This window comes from Lacibacter sp. H407 (assembly GCF_037892605.1).
Lineage (GTDB): Bacteria > Bacteroidota > Bacteroidia > Chitinophagales > Chitinophagaceae > Lacibacter.
Genome location: NZ_JBBKTU010000001.1, coordinates 86,943 through 106,731, shown reverse-complemented (window position 1 = coordinate 106,731; position 19,789 = coordinate 86,943). Strand labels below are relative to the sequence as shown.

The window sequence follows — 19,789 nt, the reverse complement described above, 5'->3', positions numbered from 1 at the left end:
CAAAAGGTCGGGATTCTTCATTTTAGCACTATGGCAAAAGTTACGATACAAGGTTACGAAGGCAGTTTTCACCAGGAAGCGGCAAGACAATTCTTTGGAAAGGATGTGGAAGTGATCCCTTGTGCCACATTCAGGGAAGTGGTAAAGATCGGTGCCAATAAAAAAGAAAGCGACGGCGCAGTGATGGCGATTGAAAATTCTATTGCCGGCAGCATTTTGCCGAACTATAATCTATTACAGAAAAGTAACCTGGTGATTGTAGGTGAAGTATACCTCCACATTAAACAAAACCTGATCGTAAACAAGGGAGTAAAACTAGAAGACATTAAAGAAGTGCATTCGCATACAATGGCTTTGCAGCAGTGCTACGATTATCTCGATAAGCATAAATGGAAGTTGGTTGAAACAGATGACACGGCGTTGAGTGCAAAACATATCTATCAGCATAAGAGCAAACATATTGCAGCCATCGCCAGCAAGCTGGCAGCTGATCTATACGATTTACATGTGATTGCGCCGGGTATTCAAACAATGAAGAAGAACTATACGAGGTTCCTCATTTTGCAACGTGAACAAAACGGTTCAATTGAAAATGCGAATAAAGCATCGGTGAATTTTGTTACCGATCATTCAAAAGGAAGTTTGGCAAGAGTACTTGGACAAATTGCAGATGGTGGCATTAATTTAAGTAAGCTGCAAAGTTTTCCGATTCCGGGAACAGATTTTAAATACAGCTTTCATGCAGATATGGAATTTGAAACAATTGAGCAGTTTCATAAAGTGATTGAAGCAATCAAACCTTCAACTGTTGAGTTGAAGATCTATGGTGTTTACAAAAACGGAAAGACAGTTTAATATGATACAGACAGCAAAACGATTGGACGGTATTGGTGAATATTATTTTTCGCAGAAGTTGCGGGAAATTGATGAACTGAACAAACAAGGTAAGCAGATTATCAACCTTGGCATTGGTAGTCCTGATCTGCCACCGCATCCTGATGTGGTAAAGACATTGCAGGAAGAAAGTGTAAAACCAAATGTACATGGCTATCAATCGTACAAAGGTTCAATTGTGTTGCGTAAGGCCATGAGTGATTGGTATAAGAAATGGTACAATGTTGAGTTGAATCCTGATACAGAAATTCTTCCGCTCATTGGCAGTAAGGAAGGTATTATGCATATCTGCATGACTTATTTGAACGAAGGAGATGAAGTGTTGGTGCCGAATCCCGGTTACCCAACATACAGAAGTGCGGTGAAGTTAGCAGGTGGCGTTTGTGTTGATTATGATTTGAAAGAAGCAAATAATTATGCACCTGATTTTGCTGCATTAGAAGCGGCTGATCTTTCAAAAGTGAAGTTGATGTTTGTGAATTATCCGCAGATGCCAACCGGTCAAGTGCCAGAACATAAGTTGTTTGAGCAGTTAGTTGCTTTCGCAAAGAAAACAGGCATCCTCATCATTCATGATAATCCATATAGCTTTATCCTGAACGAAAACCCGATGAGTTTATTAAGTATTGAAGGCGCAAAAGATTGTGTGTTGGAATTAAACTCTCTCAGCAAATCGAGCAATATGGCAGGATGGAGAGTGGGCATGTTAAGCGGAGCAAAAGAACGCATTGATGAAGTGCTACGTTTCAAAAGTAATATGGATAGCGGTATGTTTCTGCCGTTACAATTGGCAGCAGCAACTGCATTGAACCTCGGTAAAGACTGGTACGATGGAGTAAATAAAATTTACCGAGAACGCAGAGAGAAAGTATTTGAATTATTGGATCTATTGAACTGTGTGTATTCAAAAGACCAGGTTGGTATGTTCGTGTGGGCAAAGACCCCAGCGAAATACAAAACAGGTTATGAGTTGAGTGATGAAGTGTTGTACAACAGCAATGTGTTTATAACACCGGGGGGCATTTTTGGTAATGCAGGTGATGGATATATAAGAGTGAGTTTGTGTGCGCCGGTTACAAGATTTGAAGAAGCGATTGAGAGGATAAGTGCGAAGTAAAAAGTCAAAAGCAAAAAGTATGGAACGTAAACGAATTGCAATCATTGGAGTGGGTTTAATTGGTGGTTCACTCGCCATTCAGCTGCATGAGAAAAAAATCTCGTCACGATTGATTGGTGCTGATGCCAATAAAGAACACGAAGCAAAAGCTTTGGAACTTGAACTTGTGGATGAAATATTACCATTAGATGAAGCCATTGCACAAAGCGATGTAGTGATACTTGCATTCCCCGTTGATCTGATGGTAGGTTTGCTGCCTTCTATTCTTGATAAAGTAGATCAGCAGATCGTTGTTGATCTTGGTTCTACCAAATCGCAATTAACAGAAGCAGTAGCAAATCATCCCAAACGTGGACGTTATGTTGCAACGCATCCCATGTGGGGTACGGAGTACAGCGGTCCCGCTGCTGCAGTACGTGGCGCTTATGAAAATAAAGCGGTGATCATTTGCAACGAAGGCGATAGCGATCTCGATGCATTGGAATGGACAAAATACATGTATAAAAAAATAGGTATGCACCTGCTGAGCATGGAAGCTAAAGCACATGATCTGCATGCGGCGTATGTGAGTCATATTTCACACATCACATCTTTTGCATTAGCAAATACAGTATTGGAAAAAGAAAAAGAAGACAATGCTATTTTCGAAATGGCGAGTGCAGGTTTTGAAAGCACGGTGCGTTTGGCAAAAAGTAATCCTGCTATGTGGGTTCCCATCTTTTTGCAGAATAAAGTAAATGTGCTGGATGTGTTGAATGAACATATTCAACAGTTAACAAAATTCAGAGACAGCATTAGGGATGATAAAGGAACAGACTTACAGAATTTAATTGAACACGCAAACAAAATAAGACGCATCATCAAATGATCTTTCGTGAAGCAACGATACAAGATATTCCGCAGATACAGGTTGTACGTAACGCTGTAAAAGAAAACATGTTGAGCAATCCAGCATTGGTGCCAGATAAAGATGTGGAAGATTATATCACCAGAAGAGGCAAGGGTTGGGTTTGTGTAATTAATGATGTGGTGGTTGGTTTTTCAATTGCTGATTTAGTGGATCATAATATCTGGGCTTTGTTTGTTGACCCCAACAGTGAAGCAAAAGGAATCGGCAAGCAATTGCATGATCTGATGATGAACTGGTATTTCAATCAAACAGATGAAACAGTTTGGTTGAGTACAAGCCCGGGAACAAGAGCGGAAACATTTTATCGGAAGCAAGGATGGATCGAAACAGGAGTGTATGGAAAAGGAGAAGTAAAATTTGAAATGTCTGAACCACGATTTAAAGAGATGAAACAGATGCAGAAGAACAAATCATAAACAGAAACAAAAGAAGATTAATAAACTTCCTAAGTAAAATGAAAAGAAATTCAATTATAGCAGGTGTATTAACTTCCATTATTGTTTTTGGTGGCGGTTACTTGCTATCGAAGTTGATTTGGAAGTATGTCGATGGCGGCTATATTCATGGGCTTGGTTTTAGCCATTTGTTTCTTTTTCTTTTATATATGTTTTGTTTAGCTTGGACAGTGGTAGCAATTAGAAAAATTAGAGGTCATCAATTGCGGCTTTTTTGGATTGGCCTAAGTATTTCGAACATATGTTTTGCCTGTACTCCTTTGTTTTTGTTGGTTGGTGGTTTGTTTAAAGAACCAAAAGAGCAAGTAGATATACCTAAGCAGAGCATAACAATCTTTAAAGATAGTTCAGGTGGAGTTGTCGTGAATCAAGATGGGGACACTTTGATCTACAGAAAGAACGATTCCACACTTATCGATAGGACAAATGATATTGATTATGAAACTTTAAAACCGAATGAGAAATAATGTTTGTTGAATAGAATTAAGAACGCACAAGAGTGCGACGCAACAAAGAAACATAGCAGAACAAGTGTTCGTAACATAAAACTTAACTTTACAACCAATAACAATGCAAACATTAGAAGCAAACATGAAAGAGAAAGTGCAGGAAGCATGGAGCAAGAAGCCACTGATCATTGGCGGACCATGCAGCGCCGAAACCGAAGATCAATTAGTATCAACCGCACAGCGCCTGGCAGCAACAGGAAAAATAAATATGTTGCGTGCAGGTATCTGGAAACCACGTACCAAACCCGGAATGTTTGAAGGGATTGGCGCTAAAGGTTTACCATGGCTGCAAAAAGCAAAAGCATTAACAGGCTTACCAACAACTGTTGAAGTTGCAACGGGCAAGCAAGTGGAAGATGCATTGAACTTTGAAGTGGATGTATTGTGGATCGGTGCACGCACAACCGTAAACCCTTTCAGCGTACAGGAAGTTGCTGATGCGTTACGTGGTGTTGATATTCCGGTGTTGATCAAGAACCCGATCAATCCAGATCTTGAATTGTGGAGTGGTGCAGTTGAACGTGTGGCTCGTGCAGGCATTAAACAAATCGGTTTAATTCACCGTGGATTTTCTTCTTACGGTAATACAGAATATCGCAATGCACCAATGTGGCATTTGGCCATTGAAATGAAGCGTCGTAATCCTGATCAGATCATCATAAATGATCCTTCTCATATTTGCGGTCGCAGAGATATTTTACAAGAGACAGCACAAAAAGCAATCGATCTCGACTTTGATGGTTTGATGATCGAAAGTCATATTGATCCGGACAATGCATGGAGCGATGCAAAACAACAGGTTACTCCTGAGCGTTTGGCAGAAATGTTGAGCAGCATCATCTGGCGTAAAGAAGATGTAGCATCAGATGAGTTTCACCAGGCATTGGAAAAATTGCGTCAGCAAATTAACCAGCTTGATGATGAGTTGATGCAGATCCTTGGTCAGCGTATGAAAATTGCTGAGAACATTGGTCAATACAAAAAAGATAACAACATCACCATCTTACAAACAAACCGCTGGAACGAAATTCTGGAACGTGCATTTAAAGAAGGCGAGCGTAAAGGTTTGAGCAAAGATTTCATCACTAAGTATTTTGATGCGGTGCATATGGAAAGCATTAATCATCAGAAGAAGGTGCTTGATTCGTGAGTGGTGAATGCTGAGTTGTGAGTGGGCTGCAGTGCAATCATTTTGCTTTCGTTGTGTCACTCACTTGTGCTGTAACAATTCTATTCATCTTTTTTCTTTGCGTCTTAGCGCCTTTGTGGCAATGATATTATGGTAAAGCGTACATATAAATTTTCTACCGCTTCTGTTGATTACTACTTTGAAGGACAGCTTTCACAGTTGGGTAAGATCGTTGACAAAACTCATACGGTCATCATTACTGATGAAAACATTTTCAAAGCACATGGCAACAAGTTGAAGAACTGGAACACGATTGTATTAAAAGCAGGCGAAGAATTTAAAATTCAAGCAACTGTTGATACGATTGTTGAACAGTTGATCGAATTAGGTGCAGATCGTAAATCAACTTTAGTTGGTATTGGAGGTGGCGTGATCACCGATCTTACAGGATATGTTGCATCGGTGTACATGCGTGGTATTAAGTTCGGTTTTGTGCCAACAACAGTATTGGCATTGGTTGATGCAAGTATTGGTGGTAAGAATGGAATTGATGTGGGTATGTATAAAAATATGGTGGGCGTTATCCGTCAGCCGTCTTTTTTATTGCATGATATGTCGTTGCTTTCATCGTTACCGCAAAGCGAATGGGAGAATGGTTTTGCTGAGATCATTAAACATGCATGTATTAAAGATACAGCGATGTTCAAAGAACTGGAAGCGCATACACTGGCTGACTATCAGAAAAAGAAAAACCTGATGGCCGCACTTATTAAACGCAATGCACTCCTTAAAACAAAAGTGGTGCAGGCCGATGAATTTGAAAGTGGCGATCGCAAGTTGTTGAACTACGGACATACGTTGGGTCATGCAATTGAAAACATGTATGAGTTATCACATGGACAAGCCATCTCAATCGGTATGACCTATGCCTGTCATATTTCTGAACAACTCACAGGATTTAAACAAACAGAGAAAGTGGTGAACTTATTAAGTAAGTATGGTTTGCCAACCTATGCTGAGTTTGACAAGAAAAAGGCATTTGAAATTCTGCAAAAAGATAAAAAGAAAGTGAAAGCGGAGATGAGTTATGTATTGCTGAATAAGATCGGCAAGGGAGTGGTGAAGAATATTCCGTTGACACAATTGAAAACCATTATCGAAAGTTTATAACGTGAAGGTAACAATACAACCATCTACACTCACCGGAACCATTCAATCGAATGCATCAAAAAGTTCGATGCAGCGTGCCTGTGCTGCTGCATTGGTGGCGAAAGGAAAGAGTATCATTAAAAATCCCGGACATAGTAACGATGATAAAGCGGCGATGGATATTACCCAACGCTTAGGCGGCACAGTTACAAACAATGGAAACGAACTTATTATTGAAAGTAATGGTGTACAACCGGTGAGCAGCGAAATCAATTGCGGCGAAAGTGGTTTGAGCATCCGCATGTTTACTCCATTGGTTGCATTAAGCAATCATGAACTTGCAGTAAATGGGACAGGCAGTTTGACTACAAGACCAATGGATTTCTTTGATGAGATCTTACCACAGCTTGATGTGCATGTAAAAAGTAATCAGGGCAAATTACCATTGAATATTCAGGGACCAATCGTGCCGAAAAATATTACCATTGATGGTTCACTCAGCTCACAGTTTTTAACGGGATTGTTGCTGGCTTATGCAGCAAGTGCAGCAAGTGATGTAGCGATTACAGTAACCAATCTTAAAAGCAAACCATATATTGATCTTACACTCGATGTGATGAAACAGTTTGGTTTGAAAGTGCCGGAGAACAGAAACTATGAAGAGTTTTATTTTGCTGCTGAGACTCATTACTCATCACTCATCACACATCACTATACTGTAGAAGGCGATTGGAGTGGTGCTGCATTCTTACTCGTTGCAGGTGCAATAGCCGGAAACATCGTGGTGAAAGGATTAGATGTGTTTTCAACGCAAGCTGATAAAAAAATACTGGAAGCGTTGATGGATTGCGGATGTAAGCTATCTGTGAGCAATGATCAAATAGAAGTTGGTTATCCCCCTTTAGGGGTTAGGGGTTTTCATTTCAATGCAACAGAATGCCCGGATCTGTTTCCGCCATTGGTTGCATTGGCAGCTTATTGCAAAGGTAAATCGGTGATTGAAGGCACCACACGTTTAACACATAAAGAAAGTAACCGTGCATTAACGCTGCAGGAGGAATTCGCAAAGTTGGGTGTAACAATTGAGTTGCAGGATGATCTGATGATCATTCATGGTGGTGGCGGATTAAAAGGAGCAACTGTTCATTCACGCCACGATCATCGAATTGCAATGGCTTGTGCAGTGGCTGCATTAAAAGCAGATGACGATGTAACGATTGAAGAAGCAGAAGCCATCAACAAATCATACCCTGATTTTTATGAGCACTTGAAAGTATTGGGTGCAAACGTATCTTTATAATCAAACCATTCAACTTTGAACTCATTCGGTAAATTATTTCGTGTATCCATCTTTGGCGAATCGCATGGCGAAAGCGTAGGCATTGTAGTAGATGGTTGTCCGGCAGGTCTTGCATTAACGGTTGATGATCTGTTGCCCGATCTCGAACGCAGAAAAGGCGGTAAACAAAAAGGAACTACTCCACGCCAGGAAGCGGATTACCCGTTTTTCAAAAGCGGAATTTTTAATGAGAAGACAACCGGTTTCCCGATTGCCATCTTCTTTGAAAATAATAATACACGCAGCGAAGATTATAATAAGCAACGCAGTATTCCTCGTCCCGGTCATGCCGATTGGGTGGCACATCAAAAGTTTGGTGGTCATGAAGACTATCGTGGTGGTGGACATTTCAGTGCACGACTCACAACAGGCTTAGTGGCGGCCGGTGCAATTGCAAAAAAACTCATGACCGGTGTTTCTATTCATGCTGAGGTAACAGAAATTGGTGGCGAAAAAGATTTAGAGAAGGGATTACAGAATGCAATTGATGCAAAAGATTCTGTTGGTGGTTTGGTTGAATGCAAAGTAACAGGGTTACCTGTTGGTTTAGGTGAACCGTATTTCGATTCAGTAGAATCATTGCTTGCACAAATGATGTTTACCATACCTGCAGTACGTGGTGTTGAATTCGGAACCGGTTTTGCCGCAGCAAAAATGTTTGGCAGCGAGCATAATGATGCCATTGAAACAATGTCTGGCAAAACAATTACCAATCACGCAGGTGGTGTGGTGGGCGGTATTACCAATGGAAATGAACTGCTGTTCCGTATTGCTATCAAACCAACATCTTCAACTCCAAAAGAACAAACAAGTTTAAACTGGGATACAGAACAGATGGAAAAATTTTCCATCAAGGGTCGTCATGATCTTTGTGTGGCATTGCGTGCTCCTGTAATTGTAGAAGCTGCAACAGCGATTGTCTTGGCTGATTTAATGTTGCAGGAACAACAGATCAAAAGAATCGTCTCTTAACTTTACAGTATGCTTCAACGAATAACGATTGCCTTTCTTGCCTTATTCATCACAACATTTTCATTTGCACAAACAGATGCAAAGATCGAAGTGGTGAAACACAATCATGTTGCCTTACACGTAAAAGATATTGCAGCAAGCACTAAATTTTATAAAGAAGTAATGGGGCTTGAACCTGTTGCTGTACCTGATTCACTCAAAGCAATCCGTTCCTGGTTTAAGTTGGGAACTGATCAACAGATACATTTACTGGCAGGAAGAAATTTTGAAGTAAAGAACGATCGTAACGGTGGTCACTTTGCATTGTTTGTAACTTCTATTGCTGCTGCTGAAAAATATTTAACGCAACACAAGATGAGCTTTCATAAACAGGTTCGTTTTGATGGTGCTGTACAGATCTATCTTGCCGATCCTGATGGTTATTTAATTGAACTGAACGAAGTAAAACGTTAACGATGCCCATTATTTATCATGTTACTACAGCTGCTGAATGGAATGCAGCAAAAGAAGTTGGTGCTTACGAATCTCCCTCTTTAAAAGCGGAAGGATTTATTCATTGCTCACAGGAAAACCAGGTTGAAGGTGTGCTTGAACGCTATTTCGCCGGCAAAACTGATTTGGTTAAGCTTGTTATCGATACGGATAAACTCACCAGCCGTTTTGTATTTGAATGGAGCCCTTCAACTGAAGATACTTTTCCGCACGTGTATGGAACAATTAATGTGGATGCAGTGGTGGATGTAGTTGGACAATAGATTTATTTAAGACTGTATCGTACCGTAATTTGTTTTGTAACGATAACCTTTAGTTCATCCGGCTCTGCTTCTGCTGCACGTAACACAGACAATGGCGGGTATGCAGTCCAACCTCCAACATATGAGTCTTCAATATCTTTCACTGTAATCTGAATTATCTTATTCAACTCTCTTTGCGATTTTGATGCCAACAGGAGTGCATCTTGTTTTGCTTTAAGAAGCAATTTTTCATAAAAGGCTTCATTCGCTTCTTTAAGCTTAGATGTAGCCTTGTCTGAAACAAATCCTTGCAAACCTTTTTTTAAGCGGATTTTTTTGCTGAATTCTCGCAGATCGTTTATTGAATTAAAAAGTATTGAAATTTGCTTTTGCCCAACATTCTCGGTATTGAAAGAAATTTTGGCAGGCATCGTGTCTAACTTCATGTCCTTTAAAAGTGAATAAACATATTTGATATTTGGGTTCTCCGTAATCTTAGCATTTCCACGGGCGTCTCTTTCAAAATCATCGCTTAAAAAGAATATGGAAAATATTAATTGCTCCGGTTCAACTTGAATTGAATCACTAATTGTTACTTCAATAAACTCTTCGTTGTTGTTCTGAGCGAATACGGCTGAGTAAAACACCACGAACGAAAACAGGACTATGATTTTCTTCATAATTAGTTCTTTTTTGTGAATTTATAGAGTTTTTTAAAATCAAGATCGAGCACTTCATAATTCCGATCATTCGGCCAATAGTAATGCCACCATTCTGTTTCCAATAAGTTGAAACCATATTTCAGCATCACATCTTTCAACAGTCTCCTGTTTTGCAAAACGGTTGTGTTTAATTGTGTGAATGTATGGTGTGCAGTATCCGTAAAATTATCAAAGCCGGTTCCCATATCTAATTCAACACCTGTTTTCAAATCAACAATTGTTAAGTCAACCGCTAAGCCACGGTTATGTCCGCTTCCTTTTGCTGGGTTGGCTACATAACGTTCATCTTTGATTAACTCCCAGAATTTTATAGTAACGGAGTAGGGGCGATAGGCATCAAAGATCTTCAACCCAAATCCTTTTTCATGTAATTCTTCCTGTACTTCTTTCAATGCATTTGCTGCAGGCAGGCGTAAAAAGGTAATGCCTGTATTGGCAGGATAAAGCGACTGTTTTACAAAATTATCATTTGTTGCATACCGCAGGTCGAGCACCAGATCTGGAATCAGTTGTTTCAGATCTTTCATCTGTTTGTTAACGTCAGTTGTTAATGTTCGCCTGTAGCTTTTTTCGGAATCAATATATTTCACACCATAACTACTGGTTTTCAGCGGCTGGGCAAAGGATGGTAAAACCAACAGGGAAAAAAACATAATGCCCGTTATTGCTATGTGCAACCGTTTCACTATTTTGACTATCTGAAAAGCATCCATTACTGAACTTTTTGGTGATGGAACAATAAATGTAGTCATTACATGAGAAAACAATTTGCCCGTCTTTCTTATTCGTTCCTGTTGTTTCTTTTCCTGTTCGCCATCAATGCTTGCGGCGATGGTTCGGGCGAGGAAAAGGATATTGTAACAGAACCTGAAAAAATGAATGATCGGGTAACAACCAATATCACTCAATTACTTTCTCGCATTAAAGATGGTGGTAAAGCCGATGACAGTACAACCATTTCCCGTTTCAATGCAGTTGATGCATATTATAATCAATCGGGTTACAAAGCAGTTTGGAGCAGCGACGAACGATTTCTTTCGATCGCTGATTCGATGATGTTATTTCTTCAGCAGGCAAAATTGTACGGATTATTTCCGGAGGATTATCATTTTCCTGTTTTAAAAAATATGGCTGCACGCTTTGCCGCAGATACAGCGTCTGTTGGCGATCGACGTGATGCAGCACTCTGGTCGAAGGCAGATGTGCTACTCACCGATGCATTCTTTCATATGGCTGCACATTTGCATATCGGCCGTTTGAAAGTGGATAGTACGTTCATGAATCCTGATTCGGTTTTAACAGATAAATTTTATCAATCGAATCTATCTGCAGTTGTAAATGGAAAATCATTATCGGAAGTATTTCATGCATTAGAGCCATCGCATGAGGGGTATGTAGAATTGAAAAAAGCAACAAAGCAATTTATTGATAGTGCCGACTTTGAAAAAAAATACACCTATGTTTCTTATCCCTATAAAGATTCATTGGCTTTTGTAAAAACATTAGTAAAGCGTTTGCAGCAGGAAGGGATGCTCAGTTGGCAAACGGAGCAAGTAGATTCGAGTCAGCTAAAAGCAGCGTTGATCAAACTTCAGCAAAGAAGAGAGATGACCGTTGATGGTAAGTTTGGCGTGCAGGTAGTTAGTTATCTCAATAATACAGACGCAGAGAAATTCAAACGAATAGCTATTAATCTGGATCGATACAAAGTATTGCCACCAAAAATGCCGGAACGTTATATATGGGTAAATCTTCCGGCTTATAAACTGGAGTTATGGGATAATGATACAATGCGTCTTGAAAGCAAAGTGGTAGTTGGCAAACCCAATACAAGAACGCCGTTATTAACGAGTAGAATCAGTGATATGGTTACCTATCCGCAATGGACCATTCCCAATAGTATCATTATGAAGGAAATTGTACCGGCCCTTCGTCGTGATCCCGGTTATCTTGCAAAAAAAGGGTATTCACTTCTAACATGGGAAGGAGAGGAAGTTGATCCTTATACTGTTGATTGGACAAAATATAAAAAAGGGATTCCATACAAAGTTGTACAGGGCAGTGGCGATGATAATGCGTTAGGTATTCTCAAATTTAATTTCCCGAATAAATATTCCGTTTATCTGCACGATACCAATCAACGTTACCTGTTCAAGAATGCAAAACGAGCCTTGAGTCATGGATGTGTACGTGTACAGGAGTGGGAAAAACTTACATATTACATTTCTGCTTTGGATAGTATAAATTATGAAAGCGATCCAAAAAGAGTAGTGAGTGATTCGATCAAAGTTTGGCTGGAACGCAAGGAAAAGCACATCGTTCGGGTGAAAACGAGGCTTCCGGTTTATTTCCGTTACTTTACCGCTGCGGGAAAAAATGGAAAGCTGTTCTTCTTCGACGATATTTATCATGAAGATAAGATGGCACGTGAAGCATATTTTTCAACTAAATAACGATTGATGACGAAATTGTATCTTCTTTTATGGCTGCTCACTTCCGTGTTCGCAATACCTGTTCAAGCGCAGCGGGAGGGAAGTCAACCGGTAAAAAAAGCTACTCCAAAAGCAAAGATCCAATATGGCATGGCAAGTTTTTACTCCAATAAGTTTAATGGACGTAAAACAGCAAACGGCGAAATCTTCAGCAATCAAAAACTAACCGCCGCACACAATACACTTCCTTTAGGCACTTATGTACGTGTAACCAATCTCCGTAACGGACGAACCGTAACGGTGAAAATCAACGACCGGCTTCACCATCGAAACAAACGGATTATTGACCTTTCAAGAGCCGGGGCTACAAAGCTTGGGTTTATAAAAAGCGGTCTTACCCGTGTAAAAATTGAAGTTTTGGGTAAAAAACCACCTTCAAAGTAAAGCGTAGATTAAGTATTTAACAATGTGGGTAATTTATTTTACGATTAAGCTACCTACCGTTATTTTTGCTCATTCCAAAACAATTCATTTATGAAACAATTGATCGTATTACTGGTTGCTGTTTGCAGTTTTTTTGCTGCCGGAGCACAGAATAAGGATTTAAAGAAACTTCCCTCTATTGGATTCCAGGTTTCCTTTTTTGATTTTGAAACAGGTAGTGACTTACGAAATCGTGGACTTACAACCGTTCTTAGAGAAAAAAACTACAAAAAATCTGATCGCCTTAACCCAGGTCTGACCATTCATTATATACAGGGCATTACCAATAATCTTGACGTTATGGCAAGATTGGGGGGAAGCTTTTTTTCATACCCGGTAAGAAACTCGCAGGACATCAGCGTAAACGAAAAACTTTACATTGAAGCTGATGCAAATTTCAATCTGAAATTATTACCTGATAATTATTGGGTTGTTCCTTATTTGCAGGCAGGTATTGGGGTTTCAAAAGAACGTTCATCATTTATGGCTTATATCCCGTTAGGTGCGGGTTTACAGGTAAATCTTTTCGATCAAACCTTTATTCACGTTAACACAGGGTATAGAGCGCCTATTACTTCAAGAGCAAATTATGGATTGGTGCATTCTTTTGGTATCAGTATCCCTTTGAAAGAACGAGTTGCTCCACCACCACCTCCTCCTCCGGCGCCAGAGCCTCCAAAAGATAAAGATGGTGACGGTGTGTTAGATGTGGATGATGCATGTCCTGATGAAGCTGGTGTTGCTGCACTCCGTGGTTGTCCTGATAAAGACAGAGATGGTATTGCAGATAAAGATGATAAATGTGCTGATGTAGCAGGTGTTGCACGTTACAATGGTTGTCCAATCCCTGATAGCGATAAGGACGGTATTAATGATGAAGAAGACAAATGTCCTCAACAGGCAGGTGTTGCACGCTACGGCGGTTGCCCTGTACCCGATACGGATGCTGATGGTGTGAATGATGAAGAAGACAAATGCCCTACTGTTGCAGGTATTGCAGCAAATGCAGGTTGTCCGGAAGTAAAAGAAGAGATCAAAACAAAAGTTGAATTTGCGGCACGCAATATCTTCTTCAATACCGGTAGCTATCAATTACAAAAGAAATCATATGCTCCTTTAAATGAAGTAGCGCAGATTCTGAAAGATAACCCAACGCTTCAACTGGATGTGGAAGGACATACCGATAATACAGGTGATGCTGCAAAAAATCAGATCCTTTCTGAAAACCGTGCAGCAGCAGTTAAAGCTTACCTGGCAGCACAGGGAATTGAGAAAGATCGGTTGACCTCTGCAGGTTATGGTTCAGATAAACCAATTGCCGACAATAAAACCGCAGCTGGCAAAGCAAAAAATCGTCGTGTGGAATTGAAGTTGAGAAGCTATTAATTAGTACGTTTCTAATATTGAATCCCCCGTTATTACGGGGGATTTTTTTATGCCCTGCACGCTAAACAAGTTTTATCTTCGCCCACTTATAATTGTAAGAAAGATCACAGAAACGTATGAGCAAGCAGAAAGAAATTGTAATGAGTGGCCTCCGCCCCACAGGTTATTTACACTTGGGGAATTATTTTGGGGCAATGCGTAATTATGTAAAGATGCAGGATGAGTATGAATGTTTTTTTATGGTGGCCGATTGGCACTCACTCACTACACATCCTGAAACAAAAGAACTGAAAGAAAATGTAAGAAGAGTATTTGCAGAAAATATTGCCTGTGGTTTAGATCCGGAAAAAGTTGCATTTTATTGTCAGAGCCATGTGTATGAAACAGCTGAGCTGTATCTCTATCTCAACATGATGGCGTACAAGGGTGAATTGGAAAAAACAACCACGTTTAAAGATAAGGTTCGTCAGCATCCTGAAAATGTAAATGCGGGGTTGCTTACATATCCTGTTCTGCAAACAGCAGATATTATTCTGCATCGTGCAAAGTATGTTCCTGTGGGGAAAGATCAGGAGCAACATCTTGAAATGGCCCGCACATTTGCCAACCGTTTTAACCATCGTTATGGAGATGTATTTCCTGAACCAATGGCGTTCAACTTTGGTGGCGAGTTGGTGAAAGTGCCAAGTCTTGACGGTACAGGTAAAATGAGTAAGAGCGAAAATCAAAATGCAACGATCTACCTGGCCGATGAAGATGAAGTGATCCGTAAAAAAGTAATGAAGGCAAAAACTGACGCTGGTCCAACCGAACCTAATTCAATAAAGCCCGATTATATTGAAAATCTCTTTCAGTTAATGCGTTTGGTAAGCACACCAGATACAATTGAGAAATTTGAAAGCGATTTCAACAATTGTGTGATCCGCTATGGCGATATGAAAAAACAGCTCGGTGAGGATATTGCAAAATTTGTAGCACCCATTCGTGAAAAAGCAGCAGCCATTCAAAGCGATGATGCATACTTGAAAAACGTGATGTTACAGGGAGCTGAAAAAGCAAGGATCAGCGCACAAAAAACCATTGAATTAACAAGGCAGGCAATGGGCCTTAATTATTTTTAAAAAACCCAAGATCCAAAACTCAAAATCCAAAAAGAAGTTTTACTTTGAACGTCCTTCTATTTTGGATGGTGTACATTGGAATTTATCTCAGTTATGGCGAAAAGTAAAAAACCAAAACATGTGGCAATAGCCGGTAATATCGGCGCCGGAAAAACAACCCTTACTGAAATGCTGGCAAAGCATTACAAATGGATTCCGCAGTTTGAAGATGTGGATCACAATCCCTACCTCAACGATTTTTATGAGGATATGCCACGCTGGAGTTTTAACCTGCAGATCTACTTTTTGAATAATCGTTTGAACCAGGTGTTGGAAATTCAACGTGGCACTGAAACGGTCATTCAGGATCGCACCATTTTTGAAGATGCACACATTTTCGCACCCAATCTGTACGATATGGGTTTAATGGGCAAACGTGATTTTGATAATTATTTTTCTTTTTTCTCTACATTGAAGACAATGGTATCGCCCCCAGATCTGTTGATCTATCTGAAAGCATCGGTACCAACGTTGGTGGCGCAAATACAAAAGCGGGGAAGAGAATATGAAGAAAATATCCGACTTGACTATTTGAAAAAACTCAATGAATACTACAACAAGTGGGTAGATCAATACAAAGAAGGTGGCCTACTGGTGATTGATGTAGATACCAATAAGTTTGCGGAGAATGAAGAGCATTTTGGTGAGATCATTAATAAAATTGATTCGCAATTGTACGGTTTGTTCTAATCAATTTAATTCAACGAAATAATAAACCCCGCCAGGAATAGCGGGGTTTTCTGTTCTTAGCAAACAATCGATTACGACCACTTACACTTGCGGCGCTGCGGCTAGAATTTCTTCGCCACTGCCGGAAGCATATTTTTTGAAATTAGTTATAAACTGTTCAGCTAAAGACTTCGCTTTTTCATCATAAGCTGCTTTATCTGTCCATGTATTTCGGGGATTCAATAATTCATCGGGAACTGCTGTACAGGTTGTTGGTATTGCAAGATTAAACACCGGCATATTTTCATACTGTACATCATTCAATTCTCCATTTAATGCAGCGCTGATCAAGGCTCTTGTGTACGATAATTTAATACGCTTACCAATACCATAACAACCACCTGTCCATCCCGTATTTACCAACCACACATTCACTTTGTTTTCATTCATTTTCCAACCCAGCATCTCCGCATATTTTGCAGGATGCAACGGAAGAAAAGGAGCGCCAAAGCATGCACTGAATGTAGATTTGGGTTCGGTAACACCAGCTTCGGTTCCGGCTACTTTTGCAGTATAACCGCTAATGAACTGATACATCGTCTGGCCTTCTGTAAGTTTTGCGATTGGTGGTAATACACCCGTTGCATCGCAGGTCAAAAAGAAAATATTTTTGGGCAGTCCGCCAACCGCCGGTTGCAAAGCATTGCTGATATAATGCAATGGATAACTTACCCTTGTATTTTCTGTGATGGCTTTGTTGCTGAAATCAATTTCATTGGTTCCTTCAAAAAACCGAATGTTTTCAACCAATGCACCATGACGAATAGCGTTAAAAATTTCGGGCTCTTTTTCTGCTGTGAGATCAATGCATTTAGCATAACAGCCGCCTTCAAAATTGAAGATCGAGTCTTCGTCCCAACCATGTTCATCATCGCCAATCAGTTTGCGATTTGGATCTGCACTTAGTGTTGTTTTACCTGTGCCGCTCAATCCAAAGAATACAGCTACATCGCCTTCGGTTCCCATATTGGCGCTGCAGTGCATGCTCAATACATTTTTCTGCTGCGGTAACAAGTAATTGAGTACAGTAAAAATGCCTTTCTTCATTTCACCGGTATAACCACTGCCGCCAATCAAGATTATTTTATTCGTAAAACTTACCAATGCAAAATTTTTGCTGCGTACACCATCTGTTTCGGGGGTTGCAAAAAAACCGGGAGCTTGTATAATATGCCAATCTGGTTCAAACGTATCAAGTTCATCTTCTGTGGGCCGCAGAAATAAATTATGCGCAAACAGATTGCTCCATGGATTTTCATTCACCACACGGATGTTCAATCGATAAGCGGGTTCGGCGCATGCATACGCATCTCTCACCCAAATCTCTTCTTTGGTACCGAGGTAGTCCATCATCTTTTTGTATAGCATGTGGAAGTAACGCTCATCAATAGGTTGGTTGAAATCGTTCCAATGCACAGTGTCTTTGGTAATGTTATCCAACACAATAAACTTGTCCTTAGGAGATCGACCGGTAAACTCACCGGTGTTGATGCAAAGTGCGCCGCTGTTATTATAAACACCTTGTCGACGGTTGATCGTTTGCTCACACAATTCATCAGCACTAAGCTGGTAATGGATGTTGGCCGACAGTTTCAATCCGAGCTTGATCAATTTCTGCTCGGGGAAAAATACACTTGGTATTGACATAGCAATCGTTGAATTAATTTGACTTTGCCAAAAGTAAAGGCTTAACAAGAACTGGCGAAATTCCACAAACGGTTGCGGTTAAACAAAAGTCTGCAAATACGTAAAATTGTTAGATTTTTTTCACAAAAAGGCCCTGTATTCTGCTGTTTGTTGAATTTATTGCAAGCGCCGATAGATGGTTTAGAAATCTTTTGCAAACAGCTGTTAGTTTTTCACTTTCTGTGGATTATTTGCCGGCAGAATTGGGCGGCCACCTGCATTGGCTTATTTTGCAGCTTCAATACTTGTTATATGAAATTTCAGCCCGTTAAGCCACAACTGTTCACTAAAAACAGGGAGCGTTTTATAAAAGCCATGCAGCCAAACTCAATTGCAGTGTTTGTAAGCAACGATGAGTGGCCCATGAATGGTGATGCGTTACATGCCTATAAACAAAACAGTGACCTGTTTTGGCTTACCGGTATTATGCAGGAAGACAGCATGGTGATTCTCTTTCCAAACAATCCCGATCCAAAATACAGGGAAGTGTTGGTGTTGGTTCGACCAAACGAATTGAAAGAAAAATGGGATGGCAAACGTTTACGTGCAAACGAAGCACGGGAAATTTCAGGTATTCAAACCATTGTTTGGTTAGATAGCATTGAAGGATTATTACAAGCTTGGATACATTTGGCCGATACTATTTATTTAAGCAGCAACGAGAACGATCGCAAGGCTTCGTCTATCCGTAGCCGTGATTATCGGTTTATTGATGAAATGAAAGCAAAATATCCGCTGCATAATTTTTTACGTGCTGCAAAAATTATGAGAGATCTGCGTGCTATTAAAACAGCGGAGGAAATTGAGTTGATGCAGAAGGCGATGGATATTACCGATGTTACATTTCGCCGATTACTCAAGTTCATTAAGCCAGGTGTTTTAGAAAATGAAATTGAAGCGGAAATTTATCATTCATTTTTATCGCAGGGATCAACAGGTCCTGCATATGGAAGTATTATTGCCAGTGGTGATAATGCAAGAACATTGCATTACGTTAGCAATAACGGCTCATGTAACGATGGTGAATTGATCCTGATGGATTTTGGTGCAGAATATGGAGGCTATTGCGCCGATCTTACACGTACTGTTCCGGTGAATGGTAAGTTTACACGCAGACAAAAAACAGTATACAATGCATGCCTGAATATTCACAATTATTGTAAAGGCATTCTGAAGCCGGGCATCACCATTGTTGATTATACTAACAAAGTAGGAGAGGAAGCAACGCAACAATTCTTAAAGATCGGTTTGTTGAAAAAAACAGATGTAAAGAATGAAGATGCCGAGAACAGAGCGTACCGCAAGTATCTCTATCATGGCATATCCCATCATCTGGGTATTGATGTGCACGACCTTGGTACAAAAACCGAACCTGTAAAAGCAGGAATGGTATTTACCATTGAGCCGGGTATTTATATTGAAGAAGAACAAATGGGAGTGCGTATTGAAAATAATTTCTGGATCACTCGTAATGGAAATAAAGATCTCATGCAGAATATTCCAATTACTGTTGAGGATATTGAAGCGTTGATGAAAAAGTAGTTTAGTCCACGGTCAACAGTCGATGGTCCATGGCAGAGTTTGATATTGTAAAGTCATTGATGATATATGGCATTTAAGTTTGAAAGTCTGAAGGTTTGGCAGCAGTCGTTAGAGTTAACGGATGATGTTGATTTGTTGGCAAAGTCTTTCCCATCGCATGAACTTTATTCTTTATCAAGCCAAATGCGAAGAGCGGCCAATTCTGTGTCATTGAACATTGTTGAGGGCTCGACGGGATTATCAAATGCGGAATTCAAGCGATTTTTGGTAATTGCCAATCGTTCGGCACTTGAAGTTGTTGGATGTTTGTTTTTGGCAAAGCGAAGAAATTATTTAGGGGAAGAGTTATTTGCAAAACTGTATATCCAAATTGAAATCTTAGTAAAAATGATTCAGGCACTCATCAATTCATTAAACGATTAAAATATAAACGCTCGTCTG

General features: G+C 40.0%; 21 protein-coding genes. 18 read left to right on the top strand and 3 right to left on the bottom strand.

The window, feature by feature from the left end:
- Nucleotides 1–30 precede the first annotated feature (30 nt).
- From WG989_RS00480 to WG989_RS00430, 11 genes are all read left to right on the top strand, one after another.
- Nucleotides 31–855, top strand: coding sequence for a prephenate dehydratase (locus tag WG989_RS00480; RefSeq protein ID WP_340426550.1), 825 nt, complete (start codon nucleotides 31–33; stop codon nucleotides 853–855).
- Between the two features lies 1 nt (nucleotide 856).
- Entirely contained in the window at nucleotides 857–2,011 is a 1,155-nt protein-coding gene (locus tag WG989_RS00475) for a pyridoxal phosphate-dependent aminotransferase (protein WP_340426549.1), read from the top strand.
- Entirely contained in the window at nucleotides 2,001–2,879 is an 879-nt protein-coding gene (locus WG989_RS00470; protein WP_340426548.1) for a prephenate dehydrogenase, read from the top strand. The genes WG989_RS00475 and WG989_RS00470 overlap by 11 nt, the downstream gene beginning before the upstream one ends.
- Nucleotides 2,876–3,337, top strand: coding sequence for a GNAT family N-acetyltransferase (locus WG989_RS00465; protein WP_340426547.1), 462 nt, complete (start codon nucleotides 2,876–2,878; stop codon nucleotides 3,335–3,337). The genes WG989_RS00470 and WG989_RS00465 overlap by 4 nt, the downstream gene beginning before the upstream one ends.
- Before the next feature lie 38 nt (nucleotides 3,338–3,375).
- On the top strand, nucleotides 3,376–3,843 hold the full coding sequence (locus tag WG989_RS00460; RefSeq protein WP_340426546.1) for a hypothetical protein: 468 nt from the start codon (nucleotides 3,376–3,378) through the stop codon (nucleotides 3,841–3,843).
- 103 nt (nucleotides 3,844–3,946) lie between these two features.
- A complete protein-coding gene (locus WG989_RS00455) occupies nucleotides 3,947–5,035 on the top strand; it encodes a chorismate mutase (RefSeq protein WP_340426545.1) in 1,089 nt (362 codons plus the stop codon).
- Nucleotides 5,036–5,164: 129 nt separating this feature from the next.
- Nucleotides 5,165–6,184, top strand: coding sequence for a 3-dehydroquinate synthase (aroB, locus tag WG989_RS00450; protein ID WP_340426544.1), 1,020 nt, complete (start codon nucleotides 5,165–5,167; stop codon nucleotides 6,182–6,184).
- 1 nt (nucleotide 6,185) lies between these two features.
- On the top strand, nucleotides 6,186–7,463 hold the full coding sequence (aroA, locus tag WG989_RS00445) for a 3-phosphoshikimate 1-carboxyvinyltransferase (protein WP_340426542.1): 1,278 nt from the start codon (nucleotides 6,186–6,188) through the stop codon (nucleotides 7,461–7,463).
- A gap of 15 nt (nucleotides 7,464–7,478) precedes the next feature.
- Nucleotides 7,479–8,474 carry a chorismate synthase gene (locus WG989_RS00440; RefSeq protein WP_340426541.1) on the top strand — a complete coding sequence of 332 codons (996 nt, stop codon included), beginning with the start codon at nucleotides 7,479–7,481 and terminating at the stop codon, nucleotides 8,472–8,474.
- Between the two features lie 9 nt (nucleotides 8,475–8,483).
- Entirely contained in the window at nucleotides 8,484–8,927 is a 444-nt protein-coding gene (locus tag WG989_RS00435) for a VOC family protein (protein WP_340426540.1), read from the top strand.
- Nucleotides 8,928–8,929: 2 nt separating this feature from the next.
- Nucleotides 8,930–9,229 (top strand): DUF952 domain-containing protein, encoded by a 300-nt coding sequence (locus WG989_RS00430; RefSeq protein WP_340426539.1) that lies wholly within the window; start codon nucleotides 8,930–8,932, stop codon nucleotides 9,227–9,229.
- A gap of 2 nt (nucleotides 9,230–9,231) precedes the next feature.
- Here the strand turns inward: WG989_RS00430 and WG989_RS00425 are convergent, their stop codons facing one another.
- Both WG989_RS00425 and WG989_RS00420 read right to left on the bottom strand, forming a co-directional pair.
- Complete coding sequence (locus WG989_RS00425; RefSeq protein WP_340426538.1) at nucleotides 9,232–9,888, bottom strand: hypothetical protein; 657 nt, start codon at nucleotides 9,886–9,888, stop codon at nucleotides 9,232–9,234.
- Between the two features lie 2 nt (nucleotides 9,889–9,890).
- The gene (locus tag WG989_RS00420) at nucleotides 9,891–10,457 is read right to left on the bottom strand and encodes a M15 family metallopeptidase (RefSeq protein WP_340426536.1); all 567 of its coding nucleotides are present in this window, start codon (nucleotides 10,455–10,457) and stop codon (nucleotides 9,891–9,893) included.
- Between the two features lie 228 nt (nucleotides 10,458–10,685).
- On the opposite strand from WG989_RS00420, the gene WG989_RS00415 reads away from it, so the two are divergent.
- From WG989_RS00415 to WG989_RS00395, 5 genes are all read left to right on the top strand, one after another.
- Nucleotides 10,686–12,383 carry a L,D-transpeptidase family protein gene (locus WG989_RS00415; protein WP_340426534.1) on the top strand — a complete coding sequence of 566 codons (1,698 nt, stop codon included), beginning with the start codon at nucleotides 10,686–10,688 and terminating at the stop codon, nucleotides 12,381–12,383.
- 6 nt (nucleotides 12,384–12,389) lie between these two features.
- Complete coding sequence (locus WG989_RS00410; RefSeq protein WP_340426533.1) at nucleotides 12,390–12,806, top strand: septal ring lytic transglycosylase RlpA family protein; 417 nt, start codon at nucleotides 12,390–12,392, stop codon at nucleotides 12,804–12,806.
- A 90-nt stretch (nucleotides 12,807–12,896) separates the two neighbouring features.
- Nucleotides 12,897–14,231 carry an OmpA family protein gene (locus WG989_RS00405; RefSeq protein WP_340426532.1) on the top strand — a complete coding sequence of 445 codons (1,335 nt, stop codon included), beginning with the start codon at nucleotides 12,897–12,899 and terminating at the stop codon, nucleotides 14,229–14,231.
- A gap of 116 nt (nucleotides 14,232–14,347) precedes the next feature.
- Nucleotides 14,348–15,352 carry a tryptophan--tRNA ligase gene (trpS, locus tag WG989_RS00400; RefSeq protein WP_340426530.1) on the top strand — a complete coding sequence of 335 codons (1,005 nt, stop codon included), beginning with the start codon at nucleotides 14,348–14,350 and terminating at the stop codon, nucleotides 15,350–15,352.
- 93 nt (nucleotides 15,353–15,445) lie between these two features.
- Entirely contained in the window at nucleotides 15,446–16,081 is a 636-nt protein-coding gene (locus tag WG989_RS00395; RefSeq protein ID WP_340426528.1) for a deoxynucleoside kinase, read from the top strand.
- An 81-nt stretch (nucleotides 16,082–16,162) separates the two neighbouring features.
- Here the strand turns inward: WG989_RS00395 and pckA are convergent, their stop codons facing one another.
- Complete coding sequence (pckA, locus tag WG989_RS00390) at nucleotides 16,163–17,767, bottom strand: phosphoenolpyruvate carboxykinase (ATP) (RefSeq protein WP_340426527.1); 1,605 nt, start codon at nucleotides 17,765–17,767, stop codon at nucleotides 16,163–16,165.
- Between the two features lie 291 nt (nucleotides 17,768–18,058).
- On the opposite strand from pckA, the gene WG989_RS00385 reads away from it, so the two are divergent.
- On the top strand, nucleotides 18,059–19,348 hold the full coding sequence (locus WG989_RS00385) for an aminopeptidase P N-terminal domain-containing protein (protein WP_340426526.1): 1,290 nt from the start codon (nucleotides 18,059–18,061) through the stop codon (nucleotides 19,346–19,348).
- Between the two features lie 66 nt (nucleotides 19,349–19,414).
- On the top strand, nucleotides 19,415–19,771 hold the full coding sequence (locus WG989_RS00380; RefSeq protein WP_340426525.1) for a four helix bundle protein: 357 nt from the start codon (nucleotides 19,415–19,417) through the stop codon (nucleotides 19,769–19,771).
- Nucleotides 19,772–19,789 lie beyond the last annotated feature (18 nt).